This is a genomic window from Streptomyces sp. NPDC004658, from assembly GCF_040609555.1.
Lineage (GTDB): Bacteria > Actinomycetota > Actinomycetes > Streptomycetales > Streptomycetaceae > Streptomyces.
This window is the reverse complement of sequence record NZ_JBEXKG010000240.1, coordinates 1-8,287: the sequence shown is the minus strand read 5'-3', so window position 1 is coordinate 8,287 and position 8,287 is coordinate 1. Positions and strand designations below refer to the sequence as shown.

The 8,287-nt window shown below is 72.4% G+C and carries 6 protein-coding genes; 2 read left to right on the top strand and 4 right to left on the bottom strand.

Annotation, left to right across the window (positions count from 1 at the left end; all coding sequences use genetic code 11):
• Positions 1-122: 122 nt before the first annotated feature.
• Positions 123-1,589, bottom strand: coding sequence for an amino acid permease (locus tag ABZV94_RS38445; RefSeq protein WP_356349180.1), 1,467 nt, complete (start codon positions 1,587-1,589; stop codon positions 123-125).
• Positions 1,590-1,810: 221 nt separating this feature from the next.
• On the opposite strand from ABZV94_RS38445, the gene ABZV94_RS38440 reads away from it, so the two are divergent.
• Positions 1,811-2,575, top strand: coding sequence for a MerR family transcriptional regulator (locus ABZV94_RS38440; protein ID WP_356349178.1), 765 nt, complete (start codon positions 1,811-1,813; stop codon positions 2,573-2,575).
• A gap of 6 nt (positions 2,576-2,581) precedes the next feature.
• Here ABZV94_RS38440 and ABZV94_RS38435 read toward each other — a convergent pair whose 3' ends face one another.
• From ABZV94_RS38435 to ABZV94_RS38425, 3 genes are read right to left on the bottom strand one after another with little or no spacing between them, the layout of a single operon-like run.
• Positions 2,582-4,759 carry a 3-hydroxyacyl-CoA dehydrogenase NAD-binding domain-containing protein gene (locus ABZV94_RS38435; RefSeq protein ID WP_356349176.1) on the bottom strand — a complete coding sequence of 726 codons (2,178 nt, stop codon included), beginning with the start codon at positions 4,757-4,759 and terminating at the stop codon, positions 2,582-2,584.
• 49 nt (positions 4,760-4,808) lie between these two features.
• A complete protein-coding gene (locus ABZV94_RS38430) occupies positions 4,809-6,023 on the bottom strand; it encodes an acetyl-CoA C-acetyltransferase (protein WP_356349174.1) in 1,215 nt (404 codons plus the stop codon).
• Between the two features lie 41 nt (positions 6,024-6,064).
• The gene (locus tag ABZV94_RS38425) at positions 6,065-7,258 is read right to left on the bottom strand and encodes a CaiB/BaiF CoA-transferase family protein (protein WP_356349172.1); all 1,194 of its coding nucleotides are present in this window, start codon (positions 7,256-7,258) and stop codon (positions 6,065-6,067) included.
• A gap of 369 nt (positions 7,259-7,627) precedes the next feature.
• Between ABZV94_RS38425 and ABZV94_RS38420 the strand changes: the two genes are divergently transcribed.
• On the top strand, positions 7,628-8,287 hold a 660-nt coding region (locus ABZV94_RS38420), incomplete at its 3' end, for a saccharopine dehydrogenase NADP-binding domain-containing protein (protein ID WP_356349170.1).

Here is an 8,287-nt window from a genome sequence, read left to right as displayed (position 1 = left end):
ACACCCTATTGGGCCCCCCGCCGCCGCAGCCCCCCACCCCCCCCGCGCGCACCCGCGCCCGCCCCGCCGCCGGCCCCCCCCCCCGCCACCGTACGCGATGCCGCCGACAGTGGCGCGAGCCGCTACTTCGACAGCTCGGTCAGTTCCCGGTCGGTGGCGCCCGCCACCCGGCGGCGGACGCCGAACCAGCCGACGACCAGCATGACCGCGATCACCGGGATGAGGAGCAGCGTCTTGCGGCCCACCTCGGCGTCGTTCCACATCATGCCGAGGCAGACCAGCAGGAACACCACCGTGGCGATCTCCGTGACCGGGCTGAACTTCAGCTGGAAGTGCGGCCGGGCCACCAGGCCCGCGCGGGCGCGGCGGACGAAGACCAGGTGGCAGATCATGATGATCACCCAGGTGCTGATGATGCCGAGCGAGGCGACGTTGAGCACGATCTCGAAGGCCTGGCTGGGGACCAGGTAGTTCAGTCCCACGCCGAGCACGCACACCGCGCAGGTCAGCAGGATGCCGCCGTAGGGCACCTGGCTGCGGTTCATGCGGGCGGTGAACTTCGGCGCCGAGCCGGCCGTGGCCATCGAGCGCAGGATGCGGCCGGTGGAGTACAGGCCGGAGTTGAGCGAGGACATGGCGGCGGTCAGCACGACCAGGTTCATCACGTCACCGGCCGCCGGGACACCGATCTTGGACAGCACGGTCACGAACGGGCTCTGGTCGGCGGAGTACACCGAGCCCGGCAGCAGCAGGGCGAGGAGCACGACCGAGCCGACGTAGAACAGACCCACGCGCCACATGATCGAGTTGACCGCGCGCGGGACGACCTTCTCCGGCTCGGCGGTCTCGCCGGCGGCCACGCCGACCAGTTCCAGGGCGGCGTACGCGAAGATCACGCCCTGCATGACCAGGACGACCGGCATCAGGCCGTGCGGGAAGACGCCGCCGTTGTCGGTGATGACACCGAGGCCCGGCGTGCTGCCGCCGACGTCGTGCCGGGTCGCGAGCAGGAAGATGCCGATCAGCATGAAGCCCACGAGCGTGGCGACCTTGATGATCGCGAACCAGAACTCCATCTCGCCGAAGATCTTCACCGAGATCAGGTTCACGGCGAGGACGACCGCGAGCGCGACCAGCGCCAGCACCCACTGCGGGATGGACGTGAACATGCTCCAGTAGTGCGTGTAGAGCGCGATCGCGGTGATGTCGGCGATGCCGGTCGTCGACCAGTTCAGGAAGTACATCCAGCCGGCGACATAGGCGCCCTTCTCGCCGAGGAACTCGCGCGCGTACGACACGAAGGAGCCGGAGGACGGCCGGTACAGGACCAGCTCGCCCAGGGCCCGGACGACGAAGAACGCGAAGACACCGCAGACCAGATAGGCCAGGGCCAGCGCCGGGCCCGCGTTGTGCAGGCGTCCGCCGGCGCCGAGGAAGAGGCCGGTGCCGATGGCTCCGCCGATGGCGATCATGTTGACGTGGCGGGCCTTGAGGTCCTTGCTGTAACCGGCGTCGCCCGCGTCCGCGGGCGTCCGGGCCACCTGGGGATGGGCGGTGGCCTGTGCCGATTCCACGGCTTCCTTGCTCACGGGTGGTTCCACTTCCTGGTGCGCCCGGACCTCGTGGGCCCGGGGTTCGTGCAGGTCTTGGCCCGCACCACCCTTGTGTCGGGGCACAGACCAAGGCAGCAGCTTCCCAGACAGACCGCCCGGTACGCGATGGCCCACCTCACACAGCGGTTCTTCTCACAGGGTCGTCACGGGCTCGCCCCGGGTTTCACACCATTGGTGAGACAGCGATACTGCTGCACATGACGACCGACACCGGCGAGCCCACCCTGACGATCGACGAGCTGGCCGCGCGGGCGGGCGTCACGGTGCGCACGGTCCGCTTCTACGGCACCAAGGGCCTGCTGCCGCCGCCGGTGATCGGTCCCCGCCGGGTGGGCCACTACGGCCGGGAGCACCTGGCCCGGCTCCAGCTGATCGAGGAGATGCAGCGGCAGGGCATGACCCTGGCGGCGATCGAGCGGCACCTGCGGCAGCTGCCGGCCGACCTCGGCCCGCACGACCTGGCGATCCACCGGGCGGTGGTCGCCTCCTGGGCGCCGGACACCGTGGAGACCGTCTCCCGCGCGGAGCTGGAGCGGCGGGCGGGGCGCCGGCTGACCGAGGAGGACGTGGACCGGCTGGCCGCGATGAACGTGGTGACGAAGGACGGGGAGTCCTTCCGCGTGGACTGCGGCCTGTTGCGGCTCGCGGTGCAGCTCCTCGACGTGCCGCTGGCGCAGGAGACCATCCTGGCCGCCCGGACCGTCCTGACCGACCACGCCCGCGCGGCGGCCCACGAGCTGTCGGACCTGCTGCGGGAGGCCGTCGCCGAACGCGCCACGCGGGACGTGAAGTCGCTGTCGGCCCACATGCACCCGCTCGTCGTGCAGGCGCTGCTCACGACCTTCCAGCGGTCGCTGAAGGAGGAGCTGCGCCAGTGGCTGGACGGCGCGGCGGCCCCGGAGACCCCGCCGGGGGGCGCGGCGGCCCCGGGAGCGCAGTCCCGGGGCACGCCGTCCGGCTGAGGCGCGTCAGCGGGCGTCGGTGAACGTCTCCCCGTTCCCGGCCTTGGTCACGAGCAGCGCGGGCGGGGCGAACCGCTCGCCGTACCGCTCGGCCAGCTCCCGCGCCCGGGCCACGAATCCGGGCAGGCCCCCTTCGTAGCCGTTGATGTACTGGAGCACACCGCCGGTCCAGCCGGGGAAGCCGATGCCGAGGATCGAGCCGATGTTGGCGTCGGCGACGGAGGTCAGCACGCCCTCTTCCAGGAGGCGCACGGTGTCGAGCGCCTCGGCGAAGAGCATGCGCTCCTGCATGTCCCGGAACGGGATCTCGTACCCGGGACGGGTGAAGTGCTCGCGCAGGCCCGGCCAGAGCCCGGCCCGCCTGCCGTCCTCGGTGTAGTCGTAGAAGCCGGCGCCGCCGCTGCGGCCGGTGCGGCCGAACTCGTCGACCATGCGGTCGATGACCGCCTCCGCCGGGTGCGCCGTCCAGGTGCCGCCGGCCTCCTCCACGGCCCGCTTCGTCTCGCCCCGGATCTTGCGCGGGAGGGTGAGCGTCAGCTCGTCCATGAGGGACAGCACCTTGGCCGGGTAGCCGGCCTGGGCGGCGGCCTGCTCCACGGAGGCGGGCTCGACACCCTCGCCGACCATGGCGACGCCCTCGTTGATGAAGTGGCCGATCACCCGGGAGGTGAAGAAGCCGCGGGAGTCGTTGACGACGATCGGCGTCTTGTTGATCTGCCGGACCAGGTCGAAGGCGCGGGCGAGGGCCTCCTCGCCGGTGCGCTCGCCCTTGATGATCTCGACCAGGGGCATCTTGTCGACCGGGGAGAAGAAGTGCAGTCCGATGAAGTCGGACTGGCGCTGCACGCCCTCGGCGAGGGTGGTGATGGGCAGCGTGGAGGTGTTGGAGCACAGCAGCGCGTCGGGGGCGACGACGGCCTCGATCTCCTGGAACACCTTGTGCTTGAGGGCGGTGTCCTCGAACACGGCCTCGATGACCGCGTCGCAGCCCGCGAGGTCGGCCACCTCGGCGGTGGGGGTGATCCGGGCGAGCAGCGCGTCCGCCTTCTCCTGGCTCGTACGACCCTTGGCGACGGCCTTGGCGCACAGCTTCTCGGAGTAGCCCTTGCCCTTGACGGCGGCTTCCAGGGAGACGTCCTTGAGGACGACGTCGATGCCCGCGCGGGCGCACGCGTAGGCGATGCCGGCGCCCATCATGCCGGCGCCGAGGACGGCCACCTTGCGGACCTGGCGGGGCTCGACGCCCTTCGGGCGGTTGGCGCCGGAGTTGACCGCCTGGAGGTCGAAGAAGAACGCCTGGATCATGTTCTTCGAGGTCTGCCCGGCGGCCAGTTCCACGAAGTAGCGGGCCTCGATGACCTGGGCGGTCTCGAAGTCGACCTGGGAGCCCTCGACGGCGGCGGCGAGGATGTTGCGCGGCGCCGGGTAGGGGGCGCCGCCGGTCTGCTTGCGCAGGTTGGCCGGGAAGGCGGGCAGGTTGGCGGCGAACTTCGGGTTGGCCGGGGTGCCGCCGGGGATCCTGTAGCCCGGCTTGTCCCAGGGCTGCTGGGACTCGGGGTTCGCGTCGATGAAGGCCCGGGCCTTGGCGAGCAGTTCCTCGGGGGTGGCGGCGACCTCGTCGACGAGGCCGTTCTCCTGGGCGCGCCGCGCGTTGTACTGCTGTCCCTGGAGGAGCACCTTCAGCAGGGCGTCCGTGATGCCCAGCAGCCGCACGGTACGCACGACTCCGCCGCCGCCGGGGAGCAGGCCGAGGGTGACCTCGGGACAGCCGATCCTGGTGCCGGGGGTGTCGAGGGCGACCCGGTGGTGGCAGGCGAGGGCCAGTTCGTACCCGCCGCCGAGGGCCGCGCCGTTGATGGCGGCGACGACCGGTTTGCCGAGGGTCTCGATGCGGCGCAGGTTCCGCTTGATGGCGAGGCCGCCGTCGAACAGCTCCTGTGCCGTTTCGGGCGTGACCCGGATGAGGTCGCGCAGGTCGCCGCCCGCGAAGAAGGTCTTCTTCGCGGAGGTGAGGATGATGCCGCGGATGTTCTCCCGCTCCGCCTCCAGGCGGTCGGTGATCACGGCGAGGGAGTCGCGGAACGCCTGGTTCATGGTGTTCGCGGACTGGTCCGGGTCGTCCAGGACGAGGGTGACGACACCGGTGTCGTCCTGCTCCCAGCGGATGGTGGTGCTCTCGGTCATGACAGTCGTCTCCGTAGAAGTCTTCGGGGCGCTTGGTTCCGCGGGGAGGTCAGACGCGCTCGACGATGGTGGCGATGCCCATGCCGCCGCCGACGCAGAGGGTGGCGAGGCCGTAGCGCTTGTCCTGGCGCTCCAGTTCGTCGATGAGCGAGCCGAGGATCATGGCGCCGGTGGCGCCGAGCGGGTGGCCGAGGGCGATGGCTCCGCCGTTGACGTTCACCTTGTCCAGGGTCAGGCCCATGTCCTTCACGAAACGCAGCACGACCGCGGCGAAGGCCTCGTTGATCTCGACCAGGTCGATGTCGTCGATGGTGAGGCCCGCCTTCGCCAGGGCCTTGCGGGTGGCGGGGGCGGGGCCGGTGAGCATGATGGTCGGCTCGGAGCCGGAGACGGCCGCGGCGACGATCCGGGCGCGCGGGGTGAGGCCGTAGCGCTCGCCGACCTCCCGGGAGCCGATGGCGACGAGCGAGGCGCCGTCCACGATGCCGGAGGAGTTGCCGGCGTGGTGGACGTGGTCGATCTTCTCCACCCAGTGGTACTTCTGCAGGGCCACGGCGTCGAAGCCGCCGAGGTCGCCGATGTCCGCGAAGGACGGCTTCAGCTTGGCGAGGGAGTCGGCGGTGGTGCCGGGGCGCATGTGCTCGTCGTGGTCGAGGACGACCAGGCCGTTGCGGTCCCTGACGGGGACCACGGACTTCTCGAAGCGGCCCTCCTTCCAGGCGGTCGCGGCGCGCTCCTGGGACAGGGCGGCGTACTCGTCGACGTCCCGGCGGGAGAAGCCCTCGATGGTGGCGATGAGGTCGGCGCCGATGCCCTGCGGCACGAAGTTGACGGCGAGGTTGGTCATCGGGTCGTTGAACCAGGCGCCGCCGTCCGAGGCCATCGGGACCCGGGACATGGACTCGACACCGCCCGCGAGGACGAGGTCCTCCCAGCCCGCGCGGACCTTCGCCGCGGCCAGGTTGACGGCCTCCAGACCGGAGGCACAGAAGCGGTTCTCCTGCACGCCCGCGACCGTGTCGGGCAGTCCGGCGGCGAGGGCGGCGATCCGGGCGATGTCGGAGCCCTGGTCGCCGACGGGGCCGACGACGCCGAGCACGATGTCGTCGATCGCGGCCGGGTCGAGGCCGGGGAAGCGGGCGCGGATCTCGTGGACGAGGCCGACGACCAGGTCGATGGGCTTCGTGCCGTGCAGGGCGCCGTTCGCCTTGCCGCGGCCGCGCGGGGTGCGGATCGCGTCGTACACGTACGCTTCGGTGCTCACGGGTGTGCCTTTCGGGAGGGTGGGGCGAGCGGGTGGCGGGGTCAGCCGCCGTCGGTGACGAGGCCGTCGCGGTCGTCGAGGTCGTCAGGGTCGTCGAGGTGGCCGGTCGGGGGTGCCGGTATGCCCCAGTCCCGGGCGACCGCGGCCGTGTCCGCGCCGGGCCGGGCGGGGCCGGTGCGGACGGCGGTGGGGGTCGCGGAGAAGCGGGGGGCGGGGGCGGGCTGGGTGATGCCGCCGTGGTCGGTGAAGGTGCCGCGCGCGGCCAGGTGGGGGTGGGCCGGGGCCTCGCGCAGGCTCAGCACGGGCGCCACACAGGCGTCGGAGTCCGCGAAGACAGCCGTCCACTCGGCGCGGGTGCGGGACTTGAAGGCGGCGGCGATCCGTTCGCGCAGCTCACCCCAGCGGGTCCAGTCCGTGCGGGCGGGCGCCAGGTCGTCCAGGCCGAGCAGGTGCAGGAACTCCGCGTAGAACTTGCCCTCCAGGGCGCCCACCGCCATGTACCGGCCGTCGGCGGTCTCGTAGGTGCCGTAGTAGGGGCAGCCGCCGTCCAGGAGGTTGGCGGCGCGGCGGTCCTGCCAGCCGCCCGCGGCGAGCATGCCGTGGATCATCGCGGACAGGTGGGCCGCGCCGTCCACGATGGCCGCGTCGACCACCTGGCCGGTGCCGGTCGCGCGGGCGTGGTGCAGGGCGGCGAGGACGCCGACGACCAGGTAGAGGGAGCCGCCCGCGTAGTCCCCGAGGAGGTTGGCGGGCACGGCCGGGGGTTCGTCCGGGCGGCCGATCATGCCGAGGGTGCCGGTGAGGGCGATGTAGGCGATGTCGTGGCCGGCGCGCCGGGCGAGCGGGCCGTCCTGGCCCCAGCCGGTCATGCGGCCGTAGACCAGCCGCGGGTTGCGGGCGTGGCAGTCCCCGGGGCCGATGCCGAGCCGTTCGGCGACACCGGGCCGGTATCCCTCGATGAGGATGTCGGCCCGCTCGGCGAGGTCCAGGACGCGCGCGGGGCCGTCCGGTGCCTTCAGGTCGACCACGATCGAGCGCTTGTTGCGGTTGGTGACGTCGTAGGCGGGGTCGATCGCGAGGCCCGGTCCGCCCGGGCGGTCCACCCGGACCACGTCGGCGCCCAGGTCGGCCAGCAGCATGGCGGCGAACGGGCCCGGGCCGATGCCGGCCAGCTCGACCACGCGCACGCCGGAGAGCGGGCCGTCACCCGGCGTCGGCGTCCCTGCCGTTGTCATCCGTCCAGCCCCCAGGCGTGTGTGACACAAACGATGTAACACCGGTGATGCTAAGAACGCGTTCCACCGGACACAAGACCTCAACGAGCAAGCGCTTAGCCAAGTGCCCGCCGGTCCGATGATCACCCGGGAGAGTGACCGGTGCTCGGCCGGGTCCGCCGGACGGGCGGGCCTCCCCGGCCGTCACCGGGCACCCGTCCGCACCTCCCCCGCCCGCGCCGGGGGCGGTTTCTCCCGCTTCTTCACGGCATTCCTGGCTACGGCCACCGCTGCCTCCGGGCTGGTCGTCGGGCTCCGCACTCCTCACGCTAGCCTCGGCCACCGACAGCGGCGCGGGCTGCGCGACGGCCGCACGGACCAAGGGGTGTCATGAGCAGGATGAGCAGGGCGGACCGGCCGTACGACCTCGTGCTCTTCGGGGCCACGGGCTTCGTCGGTGCGCTCACGGCCCACTATCTCGCCGCGCACGCGCCGCGGGACCTGCGCTGGGCGGTCGCCGGGCGCGACGAGGGGCGGCTGGAGCGGCTGCGCGAGGACCTGCCCGGCGGCACGGACGTCGGTGTGCTGCGGGCCGACGTGACCGAACCGGCCACCCTGCGCGCCCTCGCCGAGCACGCGCGCGTGGTCGCCACGACGGTGGGGCCGTACGTCCTGCACGGCGAGGAACTCGTGGCCGCCTGCGCCGACACCGGCGCCGACTACCTGGACCTCACCGGCGAGCCCGAGTTCGTGGACCTGACGTACGTCCGGCACGACGCACGCGCGCGGGAGACGGGCGCGCGTCTGCTGCACGCCTGCGGTTTCGACTCGGTGCCGCACGACCTGGGCGTGTACTTCACGGTCCGGCAGCTCCCCGAGGGCGTGCCGCTGACCGTGGACGGCTATGTGACCGCCGACGCGGCCTTCTCCGGCGGCACCCTCGCCTCCGCGCTGAACCAGATGGCCCGCGGACGGCGGATGCTGGCCGCCGCGCGGGAGCGGGCCCGGCACGAGCCGCGGCTGCCGGGCCGCCGGGTGACGGCGCCGGCG

Bases quoted from the DNA above. Each gene is read 5' to 3' on its own strand.
- ABZV94_RS38440 (WP_356349178.1), top strand. From the start codon at position 1,811: ATGACGACCGACACCGGCGAGCCCACCCTGACGATCGACGAGCTGGCC.
- ABZV94_RS38435 (WP_356349176.1), bottom strand. From the start codon at position 4,759: ATGACCGAGAGCACCACCATCCGCTGGGAGCAGGACGACACCGGTGTC.
- ABZV94_RS38425 (WP_356349172.1), bottom strand. From the start codon at position 7,258: ATGACAACGGCAGGGACGCCGACGCCGGGTGACGGCCCGCTCTCCGGC.